Genomic DNA, 23352 nt, shown 5'->3' with positions numbered 1-23352 from the left:
TAGATATATTAAGAGATAACTATGTATACATTGTGGAGTATTCTAGCTACGCGTACCGATATTGAAGATATTGCCGGGAGTGTCTTTGGCTGGGCGATATTTTTTTTATTTATCGCATACGTTTTTAATGACGACAAAGAAGAAAAAGACAAGAAAAAGCCAAAAGAGAAAAAAGTAAAATCGTGGATTTTATTGGTGTTTTTTTCGATGATTATGATCACCAGTTTTAGCGCGGTAATGGGATCTCTTGTTGTCAGCAGAACACGGTCTTTTTCTGGCGCCGCAATTAGTTTTTGCATTTTTTATTTAGCGGCATTTGGTGTCAAAAAAATGCTCAACTTTCGCGAGCTATTCCTTGGAGGAATGCGTCGTAGTGATACGAAGGTTGGTAAGCGAGATATTTGAGGTGACGGGCAGGTGTGGTTAATTTTTGGAAACGTTTATCTCGCTGTATTTGAGGGAACGGGCGGACACAAGGTCCGCCCCTACATTTCTATTGTAATTCCCATTATAGTTAAATATTACGCGCTCTCTTGTTTTTCTACTTCTTCTTCAAGAGAAAGTCTAATTTTGGACTTTTTATCGGGGTAGCGTGGGGTGATGTCTTTGTAAAATTCACGTAGGTAATCCATATCTTTTTTTACATCACTTGGGACAAAAGATTTACCAAAACCGGCTTCTTTGGTTTCGTAATTTAAATATCCTGGGACAATGGGCACTCCTGCCTCTTTGGCAATGATATAAAATCCCGATTTCCAGTAATCGCGATAACTACGCGTTCCCGCGGGGGGAATGGCGAGAATAAACTCCTCTTTTTGTTCAAATTTTTCGACCATCTGTGCAACTAGTCCATGGTTCGCTTTGCGATTGATTCCTACGGCACCCGTCTTTTTTAAGAACCAACCAAAAATAGGCACTTTAAGAGCGGTGTGCTTTATCATCCACGATATTTTCATGCCATAGACTGTCGAAGCGGCTAATAGTAATACTCCGTCCATATTTGTGGTGTGCGGAGCGGCGATCATGACGTATTTTTTGTGCGAAGATTTTTCGCCAACGGCTTTCCACCCCAAAATCCATAGAGTAAAACGTGCCAATAATTTACTGATCATCGTTGTTCCTTTGTTCTATTTATCTTTCTTTTTCCATAAATTCTTGATTGTATTAAAAACTCTGTTGCCCGGCAATTTTTTCATCACCCCTTGTATCCAAGCGGTGGCTATTTTCTGCGACAATTGCGACCCTTCTACAGATTGCATTTCTGCAAAATCGCGCTCAGCCATTGTAAACTGTAAGTCAATGGGGAACTCTAGTTGACGTCTATTTAAGAAATTTTCTACGCGTTGCGCCACAATATTGTTTAGTGTAGAGTTTTGCGGTGTTTGTGCTTGAAAGTTACGCAATACAAAGGTATGTCGCATGTCAATTTGTGTTCCATGGCAGTGGTTTTCGGAATTTATATCGACTTTTCCTTTTTGAAACCAAGCGAAAAAACCTGAGAATACATCACTTAAATCGTCTAAAGGAATTCCTGTGGCACGCCAAACGTTTTTGTAGCCTGTTGCGGTAGATGTGGTCGAGATGGAAAACGGTCTTTGTGCAATCATTCCTTTTGTGTTGGAGCGTAGCAGAGTGTGATAAACAAAGTATTTACTTTGGACATCATAACATTGCATTTGTTGAATAGCAATAGTGATATGCGCATTAGGTCTTTTTTGTGTGCGGAAGATCACATGACTATCTTTTAGCAAAAATTCGCGAATTATAAAGTTTTTGCGTGGTTTTTTGCGCCGTTTGCCTCTCTTGATCATTTCGCCCGTGACGCCGTTTACTTGTAGAGAATGAAGAACGAGTTTTCCACGAAGAATGTTTTGTAGGGAAATGGATAAATCCACTGACTTTATGCGTAAGTCAAAATCTAAGCTAGGATTAAGGTCGCGTTTAATGTGCAACGAACGCAACTGTAAATTCCCCCACAACAAGTGTGCAGTTGCGTGATCAAATTCAATGGCAATGCTCGTTCGCTCGTATATATTTTTGCAAACAAGGTTTAGGGCGGGCTTTAAAAAAAGATAGTTGATACACAGAATCGCTGCAAATACAAATACCGCAGTATAATAAATAATACGCAAAGCAAGTTTTCTTTTGGGGTGTTGTTTTGCGGCTTTTGCTTTACGGCGTGACGAAAACCATAAATATACTTTGACAATGAGAGAAATGGTCGAAGTGATAAAGCTGAGTATTGCGGTTAAAATGGAGGCAAGGATAGGAGTAATAATTTCGGCAAATAAGGTAATAATGAGTTCCATAAAACTCTCCATAGGTTTTGAGTTGAGCACTGTAATTTTTTACAGTGCTCTAAAATATGTTACTTGAGCTTTTCAATACTTCCCTGATAACGCGTCATTGTTTGTTTTTCTTCACTGCGTGTCACCGGAGCATCAATATATAGATTAGATTCCCATAGACCGCGTCCAAAAGTACCTGCGCGAAGTTTGCGTGCTTGTGCGTGTATACGCAAATCTTTGACAATAATTTTCGGCAATCCATTACTAAATGGTATCCAGTTCTGTAGTGTATTGTTACGATAGTAGATTCCGACGTCGGTTCCGACATATACACCGTTTTCTTCTCCTGGTTCAGAAGCTGCAGTATGTACTGGTAAGTTAGGCAGACCACTGGACATATTCTTCCAGGTATTTCCTGCATCTTTACTTTGGTAGATTTTATGTGCAGCACTATAGCCTGAAAAAGTGATCCACAAATGTTTCGGATCTGTATCACTAACAGCTATGGAGGTGATTTGTGCGCTTCCAGTTGGTAAGTCTTTAGTGATATTACTCCACGAACTACCCGCATTGCTACTACGGTAAATTTTGGTGGTTTTGGCAACGTATATGTAGTTCGCATTTTCTTTACATATGGCGATGGCACGAGCGGTACCACTACCGACTTGTCCTTGGGAAATGTTTTTCCAACTGCCCGCGGCGTTCGTTGTACGCCATACATCTGTATAACCAGCAAATAGCGTTTGGGAATTTTGTGGATGCATCACATAGGGAGTGACCCACGCACCAGAACCAGCACTCGATGGTTTTACACTGCGAAAAGAATCTCCGTTATTTGTCGATTTGTACATGCCACCATTTTGTGTAGCGATGTAGACATTTTGTGAGTTTCGGTGGTCTATTGCGCATGTACCACCATCAGCGCCAAAAACATGGGTTCCTTCAGACCCTGTAATACGATTGCTACCATTGTCTTGGGCTCCGGCATAAATTAAATAAGGATCTTGAGGAGTGTCGGCAATTTTATAAATTTGCATGATTTGCAAACCATCGGAAATACTTTGCCAATTTTCGCCACGATCCGTAGATTCATAGATACCACCATCACTACCACAGTAGAGTGTTGTGCCATTGTACTCTAGTGCATGAATATCGGCGTGGGTGTAACCATAGTTTGTGTTTGATTCAACCCAGTAAGATGTGATTTTCCACGTTTTTCCACCGTCATCCGAACGCCAAGTATTTACTCCACCACTGTGTACGATGTCAGCATTTTGTGGTGAAACAGCTAAGGCTAAATCATACCAAGACTGTGAACTCGTGTCGTTACCTACTTCGCTGTATCCTAGCAAGTTTGGAGTAGATGAACGTTTGCGAAAAGTCGCACCACTATCTGTAGAGCGATATAGTCCTAAATAGCCACGACTTCCGGCAAACAAAGCATAGACAACATTTTTGTCTGCTGGCGAAACGGCCAAAGCAATGCGATTTGTGCCTCCTGGAAAAGAACTATTGACCTCTGACCATGTGGCACCTTTATCTTGTGAACGATAAATTTTATTTGTCGTCGCGGCATATGCCATTTGTGATGCGCCTGGTTGAAACTCAAGGTCGCGAAAATTTCCTTTGGCAACTTGCTGCCAGTTTTCTCCGGCATCGTTGCTGCGAAATAAACCAGCGCTCGTGACAGCGATGAGTAACTGATCGTTTTGCGGATGTTGTGCTAGTTTGTAACCGCGAACTTTTTGCTTAACTCCCCACATAAGCCCGGTATCTACCCAAGAGTTACCGCGATCTGCAGATTTCAAAACACCAATGGAATTGGTATTTCCACCATCGCCATCACCGGTAAGAACAAACATCGTGTTGCCTTCATTTGCAAGAGCAATACCGGAAATTCCCGTGGTGGGTAGTTCATCTGTTAGGCAAGACCAGCTTCCTCGTGAATCACGTTTCCACAAACCAGCACTTGGTGTACCGATATATACGATACTTTTATCCTTGTGGTCAAAAGCAATGCAGTTGACGCGACCTAAACCACCATTGTAACCAGACATACCTAGTTTGTAACTAGATGGACCAATCGCTGTCCATGAACCACCAAATGCATTGGTGCGTACGTTTCCTGATTGTAAGTAGGCATGATATTCGTACCAACTCTTGGCGATGGTGTTAAACAAATCACCAGAAGGGTAAACTCTGTCTTCCATGAACCATGCCCAGCGCTGAAATTGTTTATAACCAGGAATTTTCGTACCAGTAGACTTGGTCTTTTTACCTGGCTCTGAGCTACGCATTTTTTGCAAATAATTCTTGGAAAGATCTTGTATCTTATAGAGGTTTTGTTCCTCAAAATCCAACATCCATTCAAAGTGCTCCTGAGCACTGATCATGGAGAATACTGCAACGAACAGCAAAATAAACATTGTTCTCATAAAAGAGCTCCATAAATATATGAATTTTACGGTAGTATGAAAATTTCATCATGGCAAAAAATCTTCTTTTAGGCAATGAAAATCTTCGTAATACCTTTATGCTGTTACCTCAAAAATAACATTGTGATTTTTAAAATAGGAAAAAACACTTGCTTAATCCTATTTTGTAAAGTACTCTGTAATACAAAGTACTTTTAAGGAGAATGTATGTTTAAATCACAAAAACAAATTATGTGTGTTATGTTATTGACCGCAGTTGCTGACTTTTTGTTTTATGATCAAGTTCTTGGTGGTGTGTCTCTATCTATATACAATCTAATGCTTCTTGTGTGTATAGCCTTTTGTGAAGAAAAGTTTTTTCAAAATAAGAAAATTCTTGTTTTGGCACTCATAAATATTACGTTAATGATGGCAAATGTTATACACACAAATTTCTGGTCGGTACTCTTGTGTGTTTTGAGTCTCAGTAGTATTATGATGACAATTAAATTAGGGTGGCTAGACAATGCGTTGGACTGGATAAGCGGGTGGTTTTTTAACATATTGTTTTTTATCTTTTGTGTACTAGATGATCTTCCCGAATGCATGCAGTGGCTAAAAAAACTACCAGAACGCAATATTCTCGGATGGCTCATTGGAGTGGTGTTAAGTGCGGTATTCGTTGGGTTGTTTTGTTTAGCAAATCCTATTATCGAGGAATGGATTACTTATGTGACGCGTATCGAAGTCGTATCGGAAGAACGTTTTCTATTTTGGTTACTATTTGTCATTGCTTCGTGGTCGTTCATGCGTTTGAGCAAAGATCGACGTACAAAAAGAGAAGAGACTCAAACACAAATACACAAAGATGTAGAACCTCCAATACCTCAGGATAAATCACAGTCACAAATATTTACTCCCCAAACCACCGTGATCTGTTTGCGTATGTTTAATATTGTGTTTGCGGTACAAACCATTTTAGATATCATTTATCTATGGGGAGGAAGAGCACTTCCTGAGGGAATGACATACGCTGCATACGCACATCGCGGAGCTTATCCTCTTGTTTTCACTGTACTTCTTGCTGCGGCGTTTGTGCTAATAACATTTCGCAAAAAACGTAGTGAGAGTATGCGTGTCGCGCGTTTTTGGGTGTACATGTGGCTAACGCAAAATGTATTTTTGGTGATATCGTCGTTGCTTCGTTTGGATTTATATATTGAAATGTATCACTTAACGAGATGGCGTATTGCAGCACTCATTTGGATGGGAATCGTGGCCGTTGGTTTATTGCTTATTTTAATTCGCATTGTAAAAGATTATTCGAATAAGTGGTTGATTAACAGCAACTTTATCGCGGTGTTGTGTGTGTTTTACATATGCGCTTTTTTCAATATCGATGCATACATCGCCAACTACAACGCAAACAATATGGAAAATACGGAGATTTTTGTCGACATCAATTACCTTGAAAGTTTAGGAGTGGAGAGTCTTCCCGCGCTGCGGATGCTAGCGAAAGAAAAAAACGTGTCTGGAGCGGCCCAAGCAGTACAGCGCTTGCAAAAAAAATTAGACCGACAAATGCAAAACTGGCGCAGCTGGTGCTATTTTAATGCATCGATTTCTCGTTAGATGAATTAGATTTATTATATTGATACCTAAACAGCATAGGTATCAATATATATAGGATCGGGATCGGGTCGGGGTAAATCTTTTTTACTAAAAAAGATTTACAATACAAAAAACTTATACAAAACGCGTATGGCGATCAATAACATTGCGATTCGTACAATAATAAAAAAGCGCTCCTTGTACATGGTTGTCAAAACATAAACGCCCACACGGCTTCCTAAAACAGCGGCTATGATCATGAATATGGAAACCCACAAGTACTCACTGTACGGAAATGCAATGGAAATAAAAACTGGAATCTTAATGAAATGCACTCCTGTTTGACAGGCTCCCATTGTGGCAATGATTGTTTTTTTGTCCCAATCACTACGTACAAAAAACGGCGCAACGAGGGGACCGGTAATTCCCACCAAGCAGCCAACCGCCGCCGCAACCACTCCCAGAAAAAAGAAGCCTATGTCAGGAAGTTGTAAATCAGGAAGTTTTTTGGGCTTTAATGCTACATAAAGTAATAACGCACCCATTCCCAACAACAAATACGAAGGATTGTCTATTTTTTGCAAAAGTAAATAACCAACGTACCCACCTAACGGAATTCCGCACAGAAAATACAGAGAGATTTTAGTATTTACTTCACGATACAAAAAAACAATACGCGAACCGTTACTACATAACTGAACAATACCATGTAGCGGAACAATATGCTCCACAACCAAACCTGAAAGTATCATCGCGGCAAGTAAAATAGTTCCCCCTCCCATTCCAATAACTCCAGAAATGAAAGAAGTTAAAAATGCAATAATCACAAGTAATGTCGATATCATAAGGCCTCACTTTTTTTATAAGTATCAGAAAAGTCTTTGTGGGTTGTAGTGTTTGCAATTAGGTAATGGTTATTACATAACACTTTTTTTACCGAAACTCAACGAAAAATATGTTCGGTTTCGAGTCGAAACTGACAATCAAAATGATGATTTTTTTAAGATAAATGTTGAGGGGAATTTAAAATAATACTCGCCGTAAACGAATTTACAAGAAAAATTACTTGAAATGAAAATCAAACATAAATAGTATTTCTCCGTACTTATTATTACCGTTACATAAACTCATAAGGAGAATAAAATGAGATCATCTAATCCAGCTTTAACTAGTAAAACATTTGATAACTATCACACCGCAAGTGATGCAATGACGTTGTCGGGTACAGCGAACAAGACTTTCTTTTTGCTTGTTTTCGTTGTGGCATCGGCAAGTATTACTTGGCGGATGTTTGTGGAAAGTGGCCAGCAAGCGGTTTTGCCGTATTTCTATGGTGGTTTAATCGCCAGTTTGATTTTGGCAATTGTTACTATCATTAAAAAAGAATCATCCGCTGTTACCGCACCTCTGTACGCTATTGCTGAGGGGTTATCTCTTGGGGCTCTTTCGGCAATTATGGAGTCTGTGTTTCCTGGAATTGTGATTCAGGCGGTGTTTTTGACATTTGGAACTTTGTTTACACTGCTACTGGCATATCGATTAGATCTCATCAACGCCACGGAAAATTTCAAACTGGGCGTTGTTTCGGCTACGGGGGGGATTTGTTTCTTATATTTGGCGAGTTTTTTCATGAGACTTGTGGGAGGAACGCACATACCCTTTATTCATAGTACAGGACCAATTGGAATCGGTTTTAGCGTTTTTGTTGTGATTATCGCCGCTTTGAATTTGGTTCTTGATTTCGATTTCATTGAGAAGGGTGTCGAAAAACAGGCGCCTAAGTACATGGAGTGGTATGCTGCCTTTGGATTATTGGTAACTTTGGTATGGCTTTACATTGAGATTTTACACCTTTTATCCAAACTACGTCGCTAAATTTTCTTACAGTTAAGACCTAGTCACACCGGTCTTAACTGTTCTATCCCGTCAATATAATGCCTCTTCAATGCTCGCCGTTGGAAATTGCAATTCGCCTTCAATCATCTTCAATTGTCTTCTCGCCAAGGTAAGATTTATTTTAGATTTATCCAAAACTAAATACAACAGTATATTAGGGTTTTTGCGAAACGTCCGTATCAGATGGTATTGCGTGTCCAAGGTAATCAAGATATCCTCTATCTGCTCCTGTAGTTCTAAATGCTGTACCACTTCATACTTTGCTTGGACGACCTTTATGTTGCCTAGTGCTGCGGCACGAACATCAAAATTTGCATTTCCTAGATCGCCAATAACTTTTGTGGATGACATATCCACCAGTGCCGCGGCAAGCGCACCTTCTATGCTCATGGCTTCTTGCAACGAGTTTTGAAATTTAATAATGCGTTGCGAACTTTGCGGTGTCATTTTTTGCGTTTCGCATGTTCGATAAACTCTACAAGACTGAAATGTTCTTTGCAAACGACGATCTTTTAGGCTAATTTTTAAATTGTCGTATTTTATAACACCCTTTTGCATGGATATTTTGATATCTCTCTGTAGAATAGAAAATTCTAGGAGAACTCTTTGTTGTGTATCAGGTATCATCTGTAGTATATCTACGATGTATAAGTCTTTCACTTGAAAAACATCCCACGCTCTTTTTTGATTCATAAAAGTTGCAATTTGATTTTTACTGACAAAGGGCTCTTCAAGGTGTTCGTTTTTATTCACTAGGAATACGATATGCAAATCGCTGCGATGTTGTTTTAAATAGTCAATCCAGTTGACCACTTCTAAACCCAAAAATTCCGCATCGATAAATATTATGTCCTCATTACGTGCTTTTTGCGATATGGCCTCTTTACTTTTTATTAAAGTGTAGTCAACATCAACATTCTTTAAACGCTTGTCGGAGACCAAAAATATTTGTGCCGTTGCTTGCGATTCTTCACTGGACTCCAAAGTAAAATTTTGAGTGTTGGCCTCATAATGCGACTTGTAAAATTTTAGTATTTGTCGCGGTGCGTGTTTTAAATCTTTTTTTTGCTTTAGCAACTCGATATCTTCGACGATATGTTCGTATTTTTGGTAGCGGTCATTAGGGTCTTTTTGTAACATCTTTGCGATGATTTGACTGCTAGCCTCACATAAACTAGGGACGTAAACCTGAGGGTTTTCTGGTGTGGCAAAGCGATGTTTGTAAATAATATCTATGACACCGTTGCCATGAAAAGGTACAACACCGGTAATGGCTTCGTATATAGTAACGCCTAGGGAATAAATATCAGAGCGACAGTCTATCAACTGACCATCAGATTGTTCGGGGCTAATATAGAGAGGTGTTCCCATAATGGCTCCGGTCTGTGTTAGTTGTATTCGGTCGTCGTAGTATTTGGATATACCAAAATCCATCAATTTTGCGGTGTCAGTTAAAAAAATATTGTCCGGCTTTATATCACGGTGAATAATTTTTTTTTCCCAAGCAAACTGTAATCCACAACATATTTGTTGGCAAATCTCCCACGCCAAATTTTCTGGTAGAACACTGTAGCGAATTCTTTTGTCAAGTGTCAAGCCATCTAGATATTCCATCGCCATATAAAAGTACTCTTCTGCTTGACCTATTTGATATACGCGTACAATGTTCTGATGATTTAGAGAAGCCGTTATTTTGGCTTCACGCAAAAATCTACGAATGTTATTGTTTGGTGTTTCCTGGATTGTTTTTAGAGCTATTTCTCCCAACGCAGGATGCGAGGCAAGAAAGACTTCTCCCATACCACCTTCACCCAATTTTCTCAATATACGAAAATCTTCTACATAGATATCTTCCATGAATTTACCCTCTCCAACAACACTTTTCGATTATTGAAGTGAAAACAAATTATTAAATTATAAACTGTTAAAGTTAATCTTTTTTAAATTATAGTACAAGATGTACGAAAAAAGCAACAAAAATAATAATATTCATCAATTTATGGCGAGGATACCCCGACTTCTATAAGTTGGGGTATCCTCGCCACTCGGACGCGAATGCGCGAAGCATGAGCACGATGGCTTTTTCAATCTCGCATCTCCTTTCTGGAAATAAAAATATCCATCAACTTGTTGTATCAACTGACAATAACGATAAGAAATACCTTGTACTGTAGAATTATTCGTTTTGATATTGAAATATCCGTTAGATCTTACGGCAACACGACCAATATAAACCCCCTTTTTCTTACCCTTTGTCACAACGGCTTTTACGATGTCACCCGTCTGAAAGTCTTTTACCCTTTTTTGACTTTTCGCTGTTGTACGAGGAAATCCAAATTGATCCACGCGACACATTTGCCTACTGCCCCTACCTAAAGACTGAATACCCAAAGGTACTAGGTCTTGAGAAATAGTTACATTCTCTCCACTCTCTCCTGCACAGGCAGCATCAATCCAGTGTTGTTTGTTGAATCCGTTGTGTCGACGATTTGCTTTTGTCTTTCCTCCACTTGCAAATTCTACATCCATACCAAGTTTCTTTAACTGGTTGCCGATGACGTAGCGTGTTGTGTTGATACTTGCAGCATCGCGCAGTGTTTTTTTACTATAAGACACAATTTTCTGTAATCTTTTGTTGTCTTTGCTTAGAAAGTCGTGGATATCATCATTACCTTTGTTTTCGTTGCACTTACGACAACTAATGGTCAGATTAGATACACGATTACTTCCGCCTTTACTTCGTGGATGAATGTGATCTATCTCCAAAGCAACATTTTTTGCATCGCAATAGGCGCATTGATGATTCCATTTGTAAAGTAGGTATTCGCGAATTTCGTAGCCAAACAGTGTTCCTTGTTGATACATTACGCCTGAAATCTCAGGATTTTGTAGCTTCTGGGTATCAAAACGATTTGTTTCTACACACAAGTTGTCAATTGGTGTATAAGTGAGTAGTTTTTTCGTCCAATTAAAGATGTTATCTACTTTTGATTTTAAAGAAGGTGCAATCCATTCTTTTTTTCTTGTACGATTACAAAATCTTGGTGGGCGATATCGTGTTTTACGATTACGACGACTACGGCGAATTGCACGTCTTTTGCTTAGCAAATCGACTATTTTTTCGCCGCGATGCTCTAGTTCTGCTGCCCAAGTAACGACTGTACCTTTTTGAAAAAATACGACAAGAGCCATTCCCGTAATTTTGCTTCCTGGATCAAACTTGAGTTGCACCTTTTGTAAGTCTCCCTGTGTTCTTTTTTTGAGAATGATGGTAAAGGGTTCTTGTCTGTAGACACTTGCTTTTCTTTCTTTTAACAATTGTCGTGCCCTTGCTGGAGAGCATGGCATTAGAGGTTTTCTATTTTTACTGAGTACAAACACTCTTCTTTGCATCAAAGCTATCTTTCTTTGTAAAGTACCAAATTACTTTGGTTTCTCGGTTTAGAACCGGTAAAGGTCTCCTCGCTAATGTTATGAAACGGTTTTGTATGTTAGTAGCACTGGCTTAACCCACTACACCTGTTTAACTACTAACCGTAGAGTCTGGAGCTGGAGAAGCACCCCAGAGTACCTATATTTTCGTTTCTAACGCTTATCAAGTTTGTTACACTTGATATAAGCTGGTCAACAACTGAGCTTACAAGCTCCCACTTCAAGTACCGTTCGGTACTAAGTGGGGGTAGTTGACGATGCGGTTGATACTTTTTATAAAATGAATTGCGAAAAAATATCATTGTTGATAATAGCTATACTGTATTAGTGTACGCTGTTTATTTCTGTATTTTCAAAAAAAAAATTTAATCGTTTAAAATAGAACGACTTAGATAGTTTTTGTTACTTCCTTTTTAATTTTGGCATGCATTTTGTTTTACGATCATATCATTACAAAAAGGTCACATAGCTTATTTAAGGAAAATAACATGAATAAATTTATTATCATACTGACACTGGTTGTTTTTTCATTTGCATCCGCGGATACGTTTGTCGAAATATTTAATAAACACATGGAGGAAGCAGAAAAAGAATATGACAAAGCATGTAAACTTGCGAAAGCTCTCCTCAATGATGAAGACGTTAAAAGTGAAGAAAAAATAGACAACAAAGTATCCGAACTACTTTTAACTATGGGTGTCTCTACTTTTAAGAAAAAAGATGTTATCGCGTATAAAGTTCTCCGAAAATATAAGAAAAAACTCAAGAATATCGATTTGCTGCTAAAAAATATCGAAAACCTACTAGAGGACGGTAGATTTACAATACCTTCTACATACAAAGATTATCTAAAATCGTCCGATGTAATGAAAATGGCAATGGAAAAATGTGCGGATAAAATTTTTCGTTCGGAGAATATGCGCTTTATCGTTGACAGCCAAGGGATGAGTCTTCGCGATATTTACACAAAATATGTTACTCCTGGTGACCTAAACTTTAGTTCTGAGCAATCGCAGGTTTGGAATTCACTGAACCAAAATAATTTTGAATTTCCCGAAGGGGACAACTCACTGTTAGACCAAGTCAAGCTCAACACAAAAGACAAATTGTTAGATAGTTGTTATACAAGCATATACTCTATTTTAAAAGCCACTCCAATGAAGAGTAATATTCAAACCTATATGAAAGAAAACCGGTCCTATGCCACCGGATTTAAAAAGCAACTACAGGCAGACACGAAAGAAATACGCAAAGATACAGAGAAACTTTTAAAAGTATATTCCAAAAAGTTGAAAGTGAAACAAAAAGCAGATAAACAAGCTCAAAAGCTTGCGAAAAAGTCACTGAAAAAAGACGATCAGTCCGATTTTAAAAAATTAGCAAAGTTAGATGTGTGGGATGAAGTTTCCGATGCCATTGAAGCGATCGACAAGAAATTAAAAAAGTTAGAAAAGAAGCTAGAAAAAGATGATGTCGAATTTGATGGCAAAGTGGGCTAATAAGTTACAAGACTCGTTATCTTTTCACAAAATAAGTTTTGATAAGACTCATAGATATAATCTCTATGAGTCTTTTTTTGTGTACACATAAAATGGCTCTATTCAAAAATGTAAAATGGATCTGTTAAAAGCACCAATAATAGCCTACAGTATTGGCATAAATATTTTTTATGGAGTTTATTATGAAAAAAACACAAAGAACCACGATTAAGCGCGTTCCTAAAAGAGCGAATTACGATATACAAACGATGTATGACATCATAGATGAAGCTCTTGTCTGTTCGGTGGGATTTAATGATGAGCATGGCGTTCATGTAATTCCTACAGCGCATTGGCGTATTGATAACTACCTGTATATACATGGTGCCTCAAAAAGTCGGATGATACATCGCGTACTTACGCAGTCAGCGTGTATTAATATTACACTGATTGATGGTTTGGTTCTCGCACGAGCGGCGTTTCATCATTCGATGAATTATCGATCACTGAATATTTATGGACAAGGAATAGAGGTAGCCGCGGAAGAAAAGGACCGAGTTTTGCGCGTTTTTGTCGATAAAATAACACCACAGCGTGCAGGCCAAATTCGCATGATGAATGAAAAAGAGCTAAAAGCCACGACGGTTGTTGGCTTCTGTATTGACGAAGCGGTGGCTAAAATTCGAACAGGACCTCCTGTTGATGATAAAGAAGATTATGAACTGTCGGTATGGGCAGGTGTGATTCCCATGAGTTTGCAAAGTGGTGAGCCGATTGTTGATACAACTAAATTATGATTTTCAAAATAACCGAGCCCGGAATTCTTCGAAAGAAAATTACGATAAGAATTTCTAGCTCGGATTTATTTTAGATGAATGAACGGACGAAATTCCAAAGTTAGGGAATTATCATCATCTATAATCTAACGCCACAAGTTGAATTTAAAAATTTCCCATAGCGCCTTGAATCCATCGGAAAAAGCTTTCATGTGCTTTCCTTCTGCAACAGAGCGCGGTGTGTAGTCTATTGCGATTTGTTTAAACTTTAATTTTTTTCCTTGTATGCGGTACTTCGAAAATTTGGCCGTAACTTCTGGCTCAAAACCAAAATTAGATTTCGACTCAATCGTTTGGGCAATTTCACGGAAAATATCACCACGTGCCATTTTATAGCAGACTTCCATATCTGTTGTCACCATGCGTGAACGGATGTATGTAAAAAACGACGATACAATGCTTAAGAAACGATTGCCAAACCAGTTTTGCCAGTAAATAACTTTATTGTTTTTGCCAAAGCGATTTCCGTAAACCAAATCAAACTGGTGCTCTTGAAAATACGGCAAAAATTCCTGCCAATTTTGAGGATTGTATTCTAGATCTGCGTCTTGAACGACAACCAAATCACCAGAAGAGTGCAAAATACCTTTTTTCACCGTTTGGCTTTTCCCGAGGTTTTTCTCGTTGTGCAAAACCGTATTTTTTTCTGCGTACTTTTGTAGAATTTGCGCGGTGTTATCTGTGGAGGCATCATTCACTAAAATAATTTCTTTCTCTATATTTAGTGGCAGAGTCTCTATTTTTTCGAGTATTTGCTCAAGCGTTTTTTCTTCATTGTAAATAGGTACAACGATGGAAAGTTTTTTATATCTCATCTTATTGTGCCAAAAGTTGTTTTGCCCCAAGTTTAATAAATTGTTGTGCGAGTTTTTGCCCTAACTCACATGCACTATTTTTTGCTCCGGAAATACACTCGCGAATAGTGGTATCTCCTGTCTTACTACCTACGAATCCATGGAGAGTGAGTTGTTCATTCTCTATTTGTGCCCAAGCACCCAAAGGAACAGAGCATCCACCTTGGAGAGTACTCATGAAGCTTCTCTCTGCTGTGACAGCGTACATGGTATCTGCGTCAACAATACTGGTGATCACTTTTGCCACATCTTCACGCGTTTCCTTAATTTCCAATCCTACAGCCCCTTGTCCGACAGCAGGTGTAAATACTTTCGGGTCTAGTGATTCGGTCACCAATTGTTGTTTTTCCAAACGTTCTAAGGCCGCTTGTGCCATAATAATGCCGTCCCAGCCATTGTCATCTAATTTGCGCAGCCTTGTTTCAATACTACCGCGCAAGTCGACAAATTTTACCTGAGGTTTTTGCTGCTGCACTAAAGTTTTGCGGCGAAGACTGCCTGTGGCGATACATCCATCGTTAGGAACTTCTTCCAAAGAAGACCATTTGGTCGAAATAAATGCGTCGCGTACATTCCCACGCGTAGGAGATCCCGCGAAAATAAGTCCTTCTGGCAATTCACTTGGCAAATCTTTTAAACTATGAACAGCGATGTGGATTGTTTCTGCTAGAAGTTCGTTTTCTATTTCTTGGGTAAATAGTCCTTTGCCGCCAATTTCTGGAAGGGGTTTATTCTGAATCATATCTCCCTTGGTCTTGATGACTTTGATTTCTACAGTGGATGATGGATATTGTTGCTGCAAAAGTGATTGAATTAAATGGGCTTGCCATAAAGCGAGGTTGCTTCCTCGTGTGCCTAGAACGATTTTGTCTAACATTATTTTCTCTATTTTGTAAAGAAGCCTTCACATCAAGAAGGCTCGTAACTAATATTAATGATTACCAAAAAGTACTACTCTAACTTTAACATCTGTATTCAAATATTTTACGTTTTTTAGGTATATTTTCCATGTGTCTTTGATGTCAAGTCCAACATCGGCGATCACTATATTTTCAGGTTTTTGATCGATGTGGACAGTCAGTAACGACAAAATAAGGAGATTTGCTTCTAGGACGCTTTACACGCCCTAATGTGCTTCTTGCGAGTATTTTTCCCCTGCTTCAATTGCAATAGGAAGATGGTTTTGTTTCGGAGCCATCGGACATGTCGCATAAGGAGTATATGCACATGGTGGATTGTACGCTTTATTGAAGTCAATAACCACATTACCGTTTTCGTCTGGAAATTTTGCATATAAATAGCGACCAACGCTGTAAGTTGTATGACCGGTCGTCGTATCTTTGAACATGATAAACAAGGACTCTCCGCTTTTTACCGGCTCTAAACTATGCTGTTTGCCTGCAATTTCAAAAACGAGTTTTCCCGGCACTTCGTCTTCACTGGCCATACCTAGTACATTGACAATTTCAATTTTTTTAGGTGGTGTGTAAGGGAGAAATTTCGCGGTGACTTTCCATTGCAAATTTGTGGCAAAACGAGGTAGTTTTTTGAGTTTGGCCACATCTTCATTTTCGTAATCACGTACGCGAATCGCTAATTTTCCACTACGTGAAATAACAAACCACGATAAAGATTTGTACGCGAGATTTCCTGTTTGGTCGTTTTGAAAAACTTTTGTTGTTGTGGTGATGTTTTCTTTATCACAGGTGACATTTTTTGCGTGTGGAGTAAAAAATACCGAATCGCCCTTGCGCACAAAAGTGCCAATAAGTGCTGGAAAACGTTTTTGAGAAACAATAATATCGCAGTCACTTCCACTGCCGATTGTCGTGTTTTCTTTGTTCATCCAGTGTAAATCAACTAAACTAAGCCAATTTTTTTTCAACGAACGAATGCGTTGTTGTTGCCAGGCTTGTATTTCTGTTAAGTAACTATCTGCATAGATCAGTGAAAAGCAGAAAAAGACAATTGTGCACATGATTTTCATTTGGCAGATTTCCTCGCTTTTCTTTCTTTTTTCTCTTCTTTCATTTTTGCGATGGCGTTTTTTACAGCCTTTTTGTTGATAAATTGTAGGCCTTTTTTCACAAGAGATTTTTGCGTATATTCTTTATGTAACTGAAAGTGCAAAGATGTTCCAAACAATCCTTTACTATCAAGGACAATATGCCGCGTATTGGGTAGCTGGTACCCTCTTTTACATGCGGTATGACCCACAATGAGAATTTCGCTTTTTACACGTCTTGCAAAACGATCTGCTGATTCTTGAGAGAGGTCTCTGCCCCACACCACTTTCTCAATCATTGCATCATCTTTTTCTTTGTTACCCGTACCTTTTTTGAAAAATTCTAGAGAATAGTGGCTCAGGTATTTGCCTGGCGGAGTTGAGTGTGAAATAAAAATGCCATTTTTTGTATTGCATGCTATGGGCATCGTACGAATGTACTCGTTAAATAGCTCTAAAATTTGTGGGTAGTATTCTCCATAAGCTTCTTTCATTGCCTGACGAAATAATATGTTATAGCAAATTCCGCCTTTGAGTATTTCTTTTCCCGTGAGTTCCGAGAGCTCATGGTTGCCGAGAATAATGTGCACCTGATGGGGATATTTACTTTTTAGATATGCGATATCTTCGTGCAAACGATAACTATGGTCTTCTCCTACTTCGCAAGTATGTGTTGCTTCTTGTATGATAAGATGTCGGCGTGGATGATTTCCAAGATCTACAGCGTTTACCACTTTTCCAAAGTTTTCACGGTTTCCGTGTAGATCTCCCATAATAACCACATCGCCTTTTGCAGGTAGTTCAATTAAATTACCTGTTCGATATTTATCTTGCTTATTGCCCTCAATAGTTGCGGCGTAAGCTTCTTTCAATTTGATAAAATCACGGGTATTCATCGATTCCCCCCTAGTGGTTAAATTTGGTGTCACCGCTGCCGGATAATGGCAAATTAAGAGGCCCAAAAGGTGTTTGTACATCCATCGCACCTTCAAAACCATAGGAAGAGCCAGAGCCTTTTAACATATTAAATAGTGCAAATCCTAAATTCGCAGGTGAAACTGAAATGGGGATTTTCACTGTATTTTCCTGACCTTTGGCAAACGATGTTGCTTTCTCAATGCTGTTTGACACTACAGAAGTTCCCGAAAGTTTTAGGGCGTAGTTGAGTTTATTCAAGTCCAAAGGAAACTCGTTGTTGTTTTTAACGCGCAAATTCAAAACAGCTGTGGATTCCGCAAAACTAATATCTTGCCAATCAATACTTTGTACGCTAACGTCTGGAGCCGTAGGAATAGGTAATTCTGATTCTTTTTTTAGGGGTAGAGATAAAGGTCCTACACCTGGAGCATCTACGGATAAATCCATTTTGGCTGTGTAGGGAATTACCGAACCAGGTTTGAAATTAGATAATACGTTTAATGTTTCTAAGAATTTGACAGATACTGGTAGTTGGATGACTTGATTTCCATTTGCGGGAATAGATCCTTGTAGATCTTGCGCATTACCAGATAAAAAGTTTTTGCCGTTTGTTGCTAAAGCGTAACTTAAATTAGTTAATGGAAGAGGTACGCTATAGGGATTTGAAATATCGATATCGAATGTGAGATTTACCTGCTGTAAATCTAAACCGTTTAACTTAACATCGACAATGCTCGCACCTGGCTTAGGCGCTGATTCCAAAATAGATTGTAATGCCGAGCATGAGAGCAGCATTGTTGATAAGATGAGAATGGGCCATATTTTGAAATGCATTGAGTAGTCCTTCCATTAGATTTCTTTTTTTATTGTTGATAACGATTAAATAAATGATACATATAATTGCGGAAAGTTTTGTTATTATAGACTTCTACATAATAGCACAACTTAAAGATATGAACAAAATAAAATGTTACAATTGCTACGAAATTTTGTTTTTGCCATATGGCGTGTTATCATAAATATATTTGACAACGTGATGTTATATCTTGATGGGAAAATCAAATATATCTACTGTGGATTTCAATATCATGTAGATGTGATGTTCGTTGTTACCAAAGTGGGCATTGGAAACTAAATTACGAGGTGTAAATAATGTTGATAGATGTAAAAACGTTAAATGCTATTGTTGACCATAAACATCAAAATCCTTTTGCTGTTTTGGGTCCCAAATTAGACAGTAAAAACAACAAATTAACCATTAATTCATTCTTACCGCAGGCAAAAAAAGCGACCATTGTCGTATTGGATACGAAGAAAAAATATCCAATGAAAAAGATACATGACGATGGCTTTTTTCAGGTCGTTATCGAAAAACAGAAAAAAATCTGCGCGTATAAAATTGAAATAATACAGCAGGATGATTCGCGTGATGAATTCTATGATTCGTATAGTTTTTCTCCCGAATTGACGGATTTTGATTTGCACCTTATCCAAGAAGGCACACACTATAAAACATATGAAAAATTAGGTGCTCACCCCATTGAAATTAATGGTGTACGCGGAACATATTTTAGTGTATGGGCTCCTAACGCTGTTTCGGTAAGTGTTGTGGGTAATTTTAACAAATGGAATGCCAAGATACATATGATGGGAGCGCTAAAACAATCGGGTATTTGGCAGATATTTGTTCCTGGGGTCGATGTAGGTGAACTCTACAAATTCCGTGTCTACACGATGCAAGGTGGCTATTTTGACAAAACAGATCCGTACGGATTTTACGCAGAATTAAGTCCAAACACCGCGTCAATTGTCTACGATCTAAAAAAATACCAATGGAATGATCAACAGTGGATGGAAGAACGTGCGCAAAAACAACAATATGACAAGCCCATGTCCATTTACGAAGTTCATCTAGGATCGTGGCGTCGTAAAGAAAATAACGATTTTTATACATATAGAGAGCTAGCAGAGCCTCTTGTATCATATGTCAAAGAGATGGGGTATACCCATATTGAACTTCTCCCTGTTTTAGAACATCCTTTTTATGGCTCTTGGGGATATCAGACAATCGGATATTTCGCACCAACAAGTCGCTATGGAGAACCCGACGACTTTCGCTTTTTTGTCGATTACTGCCATCAAAACGACATTGGAGTAATCCTAGATTGGGTTCCGGCGCACTTTCCTACAGATACACACGGCTTGTGCTTTTTTGATGGCACGCATCTCTATGAACACAAGGACCCACGACAAAGAGAGCACTTGGACTGGAAAACCTACATTTACAATTACGGACGCTACGAAGTAAAGAATTTTCTCATATCCAGTGCCTTATTTTGGCTAGACAAATACCACCTCGATGGCTTGCGCGTGGATGCTGTGGCTTCTATGCTACACCTAAACTATTCCAAACCCGATGGGATGTGGGTTCCCAATAAACACGGTGGGCATGAAAATCTAGAAGCAGTGAGCTTTGTTCGCGATTTGAATGCACAAGTTTTGGAAAATTATAAAGGTGCTGTGGTGATTGCGGAAGAATCCACAACATGGCCCGGGGTAACACGCTCCACTCAAGTGGGAGGCTTGGGGTTTGATATGAAGTGGAATATGGGTTGGATGAATGATATTCTAAAATACATGTCAACAGACCCCATTTACCGAAAATACAACCACTCTATTTTTCCGTTCTGTTTATGGTATGCCTTCAACGAAAACTTTGTGCTAGTTCTTTCTCACGATGAAGTAGTACATGGCAAAAAATCACTCCTCGATAAGATGTTTGGTGACTACCAACAAAAATTTGCCAATTTACGTTTACTCTATGGTTTTATGTACGGGCATCCCGGAAAGAAAATGCTATTTATGGGCGGAGAATTTGGGCAATGGCAAGAATGGAACCACGACAAAGCCCTGGACTGGAATTTACTAGAATACGATTCTCATCGCCAAATACAAACATATGTAAAAGACCTCAACAATTTTTACAAGTCGTACGAATGCCTATTCAAAACAGATTTTGACGGCAATGGCTTTGAATGGTGCGATTACAAAGACACTGAATTTAGCACGTTATCTTTCTTCCGCAAACACGGAAAGCAGGTACTATTGTTTGTATTCAACTTTACTCCTGTCGCCAGATTTAATTACCTACTAGGTGTACCGTATTTTGGTGAATATATTGAAATTTTCAACAGCGATGCAAGCGTCTATGGCGGTGAAAATATTGGCAACATGGGCAAGGCTTCTGTGGAAGATATACCCAAGTACAACATGCCGTACACGCTGCAACTCAACTTACCAGCCTTAGGAATGCTGGTGTTTGAAGTTAAAGTTGACTGGGATAAATTTGAAGAACGCATGTCTAAATTGGCAAAAATTGCTGCTGAGTCTGGTCCTGAAGCTGAACCCAAAGCTAAGTCTGACACCAAAGTTGAGTCTGACACCAAAGTTGAGTCTGACACCAAAGTTGAGTCTGACACCAAAGTTGAGTCTGACACCAAAGTTGAGTCTGACACCAAAGTTGAGTCTGACACTAAAGTTGAGTCTGACACCAAAGTTGAGTCTGACACCAAAGTTGAGTCTGACACTAAAGTTGAGTCTGACACCAAAGTTGAGTCTGACACTAAAGTTGAGTCTGACACCAAAGTTGAGTCTGACACCAAAGTTGAGTCTGACACCAAAGTTGAGTCTGACACCAAAGTTGAGTCTGACACCAAAGTTGAGTCTGACACCAAAACGAACACCAAAATGAAATCTGATCCAAAAAAGGGATCTAGCTCTCAAGGTAAAAAGAAAAAAAATAGAAAAAATAAGAGAAATAAAAAAAATAAGTCTTGAGGAGAATGTGAATGCCGCGTAAATTTTTTTCTAATGTGTATTGGTCTATGGGAAAATCTCTATATGAATTAGATGTTCGCCGAAGAAGAACAAATATAAACGCAGCTGTAAAAGAAGCGGACATTGGCGTAAAGATAAAGTACCTGGAGGTGGGAGAGCCTCGAGACAATACCGTTGTTATTTTCCATGGATTTTCCGATAGTAAGGATGGTTTTCTACATATTGCACAAAGGTTGATGAAAGACTACCATCTGATTATACCGGACATGCCGGGATTTGGTGAAAATGAACAGCATGATGATTTTCGTTACGACATTGATCAGTACAGTAAGTGGATGGAACGTTTTGTAGATGAAGTCGTGGGACGCAGTTATCATCTGATTGGTCACTCGATGGGAGGGGCGATTGCTACTCAGATGTGTAGTGATCGTGCCGAACACGTACGCTCTCTTACTATTATGTGTGGCGGTGGAGTGATTACTTTGCCGCTCGTGGGCTTTTATAAAGATCTCGCGGATGGATACAATTTATTTTCGATTGAGAATAAAAAAGACTTTCGTGAATTTTTGAGTACGAATTTTCACAAAAAGCCTTTTATGCCTGGATCAGTCAAACATTTTGTCTATAAACGTTATGCAGAGAACCGCGAGTGGTACAACAAAATAATGTATGATCTCATCGGTGATATGGATGCCGATTTACAGGAAATTCCTCAAACGGTTTTAAATCATCGCTTAAAAGAAATTTCTGTTCCCACCTTGATTTTATGGGGAGAGTATGATGGACTTTTTCCTCACGATATTATTGGACAAGAGTACCACAAGAATATCAAAAATTCTCAGTTACGCGTGATTGAAAAGGCCGGTCATTGTTTGAATCTTGAGTGTCCTGGTAAGGTGAGTGCGATATTCAAGGAGTTTGTCTGTAGTTTAGATGGGACACAAAGTGTTTAAGACATTGATGAGTGCACAAGAATTGCGCGAAAGCTACGCAAAGGACTCGTGGGTTGTTGTCGACTGTCGTTTTTCTTTGAAAAACCCAAGTGCAGGTTATGATGATTACTTAGAAGCCCACATTCCCGATGCGGTTTATGCGCATTTAGACAAAGATTTGTCGGGGAAAACTTCGCCGCGTAGTGGACGACATCCGCTTCCTGAAAATTTTGGGGCGAAGCTCGGTCATTGGGGAATCAATGGCGATAAGCAAGTTGTGGTTTACGATGACAATGGTGGAGCCATTGCTTCTCGTTTGTGGTGGATGTTGCGTTATTTTGGTCATGAAAAAGTGGCTGTGTTGAACGGAGGATGGGATGCGTGGCGACAAAAAGAGTATCCCATACAACACGGGGTTTGCGAAAATACTTCTGTGGATTTTGTGGAAAAGCTTCGTGAAGATATGCTGATTTCTTTTGATACGATGAAAGAAATATATAATTCTCCGGAGTATCGCGTGATTGATTCCCGGTCGCATGTACGATTTTGCGGTCGTGAAGAGCCGATTGATCCTGTCGCTGGTCACATACCGGGTGCTGTAAACTATTGCCATGAGTGCAATGTAAATGCGCAAAAGTTGTTTATTGATAATGAACAACTACAAAAGCAACTTGAGGAAGTGTTGGTCGACTCTGTGCCAGAAAAAACTATATTTTATTGCGGATCAGGCGTAACGGCTTGCCGCAATTTATTGGCCATGGAGCACCTTGGTAAATGCGGAGCAAAATTGTTCCTTGGTTCTTGGAGCGAATGGTGCCGCAATACGGAACTTCCTATCGCCACAGAATAAC

At 39.1% G+C, this 23352-nt stretch carries 19 protein-coding genes; 8 read left to right on the top strand and 11 right to left on the bottom strand.

Going from position 1 to position 23352, the window contains the following annotated elements:
* Positions 1 to 21: 21 nt before the first annotated feature.
* Complete coding sequence (locus tag UABAM_RS28335; protein ID WP_151971357.1) at positions 22 to 405, top strand: hypothetical protein; 384 nt, start codon at positions 22 to 24, stop codon at positions 403 to 405.
* A gap of 116 nt (positions 406 to 521) precedes the next feature.
* On the opposite strand, the gene UABAM_RS28330 is transcribed toward UABAM_RS28335, so the two are convergent.
* From UABAM_RS28330 to UABAM_RS28320, 3 genes are read right to left on the bottom strand one after another with little or no spacing between them, the layout of a single operon-like run.
* Positions 522 to 1112: a 1-acyl-sn-glycerol-3-phosphate acyltransferase gene (locus UABAM_RS28330; RefSeq protein ID WP_151971356.1), complete on the bottom strand. Its 591-nt coding sequence runs from the start codon at positions 1110 to 1112 to the stop codon at positions 522 to 524.
* A gap of 15 nt (positions 1113 to 1127) precedes the next feature.
* Positions 1128 to 2309, bottom strand: a complete 1182-nt coding sequence (locus UABAM_RS28325; RefSeq protein WP_173013625.1) for a hypothetical protein — start codon at positions 2307 to 2309, stop codon at positions 1128 to 1130.
* A 59-nt stretch (positions 2310 to 2368) separates the two neighbouring features.
* Complete coding sequence (locus UABAM_RS28320) at positions 2369 to 4723, bottom strand: WD40/YVTN/BNR-like repeat-containing protein (protein WP_151971354.1); 2355 nt, start codon at positions 4721 to 4723, stop codon at positions 2369 to 2371.
* A 207-nt stretch (positions 4724 to 4930) separates the two neighbouring features.
* On the opposite strand from UABAM_RS28320, the gene UABAM_RS28315 reads away from it, so the two are divergent.
* Positions 4931 to 6334, top strand: coding sequence for a DUF4153 domain-containing protein (locus UABAM_RS28315; RefSeq protein WP_151971353.1), 1404 nt, complete (start codon positions 4931 to 4933; stop codon positions 6332 to 6334).
* Positions 6335 to 6432: 98 nt separating this feature from the next.
* Here the strand turns inward: UABAM_RS28315 and UABAM_RS28310 are convergent, their stop codons facing one another.
* The gene (locus tag UABAM_RS28310; RefSeq protein ID WP_151971352.1) at positions 6433 to 7158 is read right to left on the bottom strand and encodes a sulfite exporter TauE/SafE family protein; all 726 of its coding nucleotides are present in this window, start codon (positions 7156 to 7158) and stop codon (positions 6433 to 6435) included.
* Between the two features lie 298 nt (positions 7159 to 7456).
* On the opposite strand from UABAM_RS28310, the gene UABAM_RS28305 reads away from it, so the two are divergent.
* Positions 7457 to 8188: a Bax inhibitor-1/YccA family protein gene (locus UABAM_RS28305; protein ID WP_151971351.1), complete on the top strand. Its 732-nt coding sequence runs from the start codon at positions 7457 to 7459 to the stop codon at positions 8186 to 8188.
* A gap of 51 nt (positions 8189 to 8239) precedes the next feature.
* Here the strand turns inward: UABAM_RS28305 and UABAM_RS28300 are convergent, their stop codons facing one another.
* Together UABAM_RS28300 and iscB are read right to left on the bottom strand one after the other, a co-directional pair.
* Entirely contained in the window at positions 8240 to 10066 is a 1827-nt protein-coding gene (locus UABAM_RS28300; RefSeq protein WP_151971350.1) for a serine/threonine protein kinase, read from the bottom strand.
* 135 nt (positions 10067 to 10201) lie between these two features.
* Positions 10202 to 11602 (bottom strand): RNA-guided endonuclease IscB, encoded by a 1401-nt coding sequence (gene iscB / locus UABAM_RS28295; RefSeq protein WP_151971349.1) that lies wholly within the window; start codon positions 11600 to 11602, stop codon positions 10202 to 10204.
* A 527-nt stretch (positions 11603 to 12129) separates the two neighbouring features.
* Here iscB and UABAM_RS28290 point away from each other — a divergent pair.
* Together UABAM_RS28290 and UABAM_RS28285 are read left to right on the top strand one after the other, a co-directional pair.
* Complete coding sequence (locus UABAM_RS28290) at positions 12130 to 13140, top strand: hypothetical protein (RefSeq protein WP_151971348.1); 1011 nt, start codon at positions 12130 to 12132, stop codon at positions 13138 to 13140.
* Positions 13141 to 13322: 182 nt separating this feature from the next.
* On the top strand, positions 13323 to 13916 hold the full coding sequence (locus UABAM_RS28285) for a pyridoxamine 5'-phosphate oxidase family protein (RefSeq protein WP_173013624.1): 594 nt from the start codon (positions 13323 to 13325) through the stop codon (positions 13914 to 13916).
* A 125-nt stretch (positions 13917 to 14041) separates the two neighbouring features.
* Here UABAM_RS28285 and UABAM_RS28280 read toward each other — a convergent pair whose 3' ends face one another.
* The 5 genes from UABAM_RS28280 to UABAM_RS28260 all read right to left on the bottom strand — a co-directional run bounded on the left by UABAM_RS28280 (position 14042) and on the right by UABAM_RS28260 (position 18566).
* A complete protein-coding gene (locus UABAM_RS28280) occupies positions 14042 to 14770 on the bottom strand; it encodes a glycosyltransferase family 2 protein (protein WP_151971346.1) in 729 nt (242 codons plus the stop codon).
* 1 nt (position 14771) lies between these two features.
* On the bottom strand, positions 14772 to 15686 hold the full coding sequence (gene hemC, locus UABAM_RS28275) for a hydroxymethylbilane synthase (RefSeq protein ID WP_151971345.1): 915 nt from the start codon (positions 15684 to 15686) through the stop codon (positions 14772 to 14774).
* Positions 15687 to 15935: 249 nt separating this feature from the next.
* Positions 15936 to 16796: a DUF1684 domain-containing protein gene (locus tag UABAM_RS28270; RefSeq protein ID WP_151971344.1), complete on the bottom strand. Its 861-nt coding sequence runs from the start codon at positions 16794 to 16796 to the stop codon at positions 15936 to 15938.
* Positions 16793 to 17710, bottom strand: coding sequence for a metallophosphoesterase (locus tag UABAM_RS28265; protein ID WP_173013623.1), 918 nt, complete (start codon positions 17708 to 17710; stop codon positions 16793 to 16795). Before UABAM_RS28265 ends, UABAM_RS28270 begins: the two co-directional genes overlap by 4 nt.
* Positions 17711 to 17720: 10 nt before the next feature.
* Positions 17721 to 18566: an LEA type 2 family protein gene (locus tag UABAM_RS28260; RefSeq protein WP_151971342.1), complete on the bottom strand. Its 846-nt coding sequence runs from the start codon at positions 18564 to 18566 to the stop codon at positions 17721 to 17723.
* Between the two features lie 318 nt (positions 18567 to 18884).
* Here UABAM_RS28260 and glgB point away from each other — a divergent pair, with 318 nt between their 5' ends.
* From glgB to UABAM_RS28245, 3 genes are read left to right on the top strand one after another with little or no spacing between them, the layout of a single operon-like run.
* Complete coding sequence (gene glgB, locus UABAM_RS28255; protein ID WP_151971341.1) at positions 18885 to 21569, top strand: 1,4-alpha-glucan branching protein GlgB; 2685 nt, start codon at positions 18885 to 18887, stop codon at positions 21567 to 21569.
* A gap of 11 nt (positions 21570 to 21580) precedes the next feature.
* Positions 21581 to 22522 (top strand): alpha/beta fold hydrolase, encoded by a 942-nt coding sequence (locus tag UABAM_RS28250; RefSeq protein ID WP_151971340.1) that lies wholly within the window; start codon positions 21581 to 21583, stop codon positions 22520 to 22522.
* Positions 22515 to 23351 (top strand): sulfurtransferase, encoded by an 837-nt coding sequence (locus UABAM_RS28245; RefSeq protein WP_229759319.1) that lies wholly within the window; start codon positions 22515 to 22517, stop codon positions 23349 to 23351. The genes UABAM_RS28250 and UABAM_RS28245 overlap by 8 nt, the downstream gene beginning before the upstream one ends.
* The last annotated feature ends 1 nt before the right edge of the window (position 23352 follow it).

The sequence above is a fragment of the Candidatus Uabimicrobium amorphum genome (assembly GCF_009002475.1).
Classification (GTDB): Bacteria; Planctomycetota; Uabimicrobiia; order Uabimicrobiales; family Uabimicrobiaceae; genus Uabimicrobium; species Uabimicrobium amorphum.
Note: the sequence above shows the minus strand (reverse complement) of the source record. Positions and strands in the feature narration are given on the sequence as shown.

Excerpts from the sequence above, each read along its gene's own strand:
- UABAM_RS28315 (WP_151971353.1), top strand. The coding sequence starts at position 4,931 with ATGTTTAAATCACAAAAACAAATTATGTGTGTTATGTTATTGACCGCA.
- UABAM_RS28330 (WP_151971356.1), bottom strand. The coding sequence starts at position 1,112 with ATGATCAGTAAATTATTGGCACGTTTTACTCTATGGATTTTGGGGTGG.
- UABAM_RS28290 (WP_151971348.1), top strand. The coding sequence starts at position 12,130 with ATGAATAAATTTATTATCATACTGACACTGGTTGTTTTTTCATTTGCA.
- UABAM_RS28325 (WP_173013625.1), bottom strand. The coding sequence starts at position 2,309 with ATGGAACTCATTATTACCTTATTTGCCGAAATTATTACTCCTATCCTT.
- UABAM_RS28265 (WP_173013623.1), bottom strand. The coding sequence starts at position 17,710 with ATGAATACCCGTGATTTTATCAAATTGAAAGAAGCTTACGCCGCAACT.
- iscB (WP_151971349.1), bottom strand. The coding sequence starts at position 11,602 with ATGCAAAGAAGAGTGTTTGTACTCAGTAAAAATAGAAAACCTCTAATG.
- UABAM_RS28285 (WP_173013624.1), top strand. The coding sequence starts at position 13,323 with ATGAAAAAAACACAAAGAACCACGATTAAGCGCGTTCCTAAAAGAGCG.
- UABAM_RS28310 (WP_151971352.1), bottom strand. The coding sequence starts at position 7,158 with ATGATATCGACATTACTTGTGATTATTGCATTTTTAACTTCTTTCATT.
- UABAM_RS28270 (WP_151971344.1), bottom strand. The coding sequence starts at position 16,796 with ATGAAAATCATGTGCACAATTGTCTTTTTCTGCTTTTCACTGATCTAT.
- UABAM_RS28250 (WP_151971340.1), top strand. The coding sequence starts at position 21,581 with ATGCCGCGTAAATTTTTTTCTAATGTGTATTGGTCTATGGGAAAATCT.
- UABAM_RS28280 (WP_151971346.1), bottom strand. The coding sequence starts at position 14,770 with ATGAGATATAAAAAACTTTCCATCGTTGTACCTATTTACAATGAAGAA.
- UABAM_RS28335 (WP_151971357.1), top strand. The coding sequence starts at position 22 with ATGTATACATTGTGGAGTATTCTAGCTACGCGTACCGATATTGAAGAT.
- UABAM_RS28260 (WP_151971342.1), bottom strand. The coding sequence starts at position 18,566 with ATGCATTTCAAAATATGGCCCATTCTCATCTTATCAACAATGCTGCTC.
- hemC (WP_151971345.1), bottom strand. The coding sequence starts at position 15,686 with ATGTTAGACAAAATCGTTCTAGGCACACGAGGAAGCAACCTCGCTTTA.
- UABAM_RS28300 (WP_151971350.1), bottom strand. The coding sequence starts at position 10,066 with ATGGAAGATATCTATGTAGAAGATTTTCGTATATTGAGAAAATTGGGT.
- UABAM_RS28320 (WP_151971354.1), bottom strand. The coding sequence starts at position 4,723 with ATGAGAACAATGTTTATTTTGCTGTTCGTTGCAGTATTCTCCATGATC.
- glgB (WP_151971341.1), top strand. The coding sequence starts at position 18,885 with ATGTTGATAGATGTAAAAACGTTAAATGCTATTGTTGACCATAAACAT.
- UABAM_RS28305 (WP_151971351.1), top strand. The coding sequence starts at position 7,457 with ATGAGATCATCTAATCCAGCTTTAACTAGTAAAACATTTGATAACTAT.